The following is a 239-nucleotide window of genomic DNA, read 5'->3' as shown; positions in this document are numbered from 1 at the left end:
CCATTGATAAGCCCATAGCGGGGATCATTACCATTTGCAAAATATTAGAGCCAACACCATAAGCAGCAATTGTCGTAGTACCAAAGCTGGCAACTAGAAATGACATGATGATCAAACCAAATGCACGTGTCGATAATTCAATAGAGCCAGGCGCTCCCAAGAAAAAAGCGCGCTTAATATAGTGCCAGTCGGGGTAAAAGCTTTTAAGCTGTAATTGAATACCATGTCGACCACGTAAA

Annotated in this window: 1 protein-coding gene; it reads right to left on the bottom strand. The window is 42.3% G+C overall.

Annotation, left to right across the window (positions count from 1 at the left end; translation table 11 throughout):
* Positions 1-239: hypothetical protein (locus SB724_RS21655; protein WP_410573119.1), on the bottom strand; the 239-nt coding region annotated here is incomplete at both ends.

This window comes from Bacillus sp. SIMBA_031 (assembly GCF_046535225.1).
GTDB classification, from domain to species: Bacteria; Bacillota; Bacilli; order Bacillales; family Bacillaceae; genus Bacillus; species Bacillus velezensis.
Note: the sequence above shows the minus strand (reverse complement) of the source record. Positions and strands in the feature narration are given on the sequence as shown.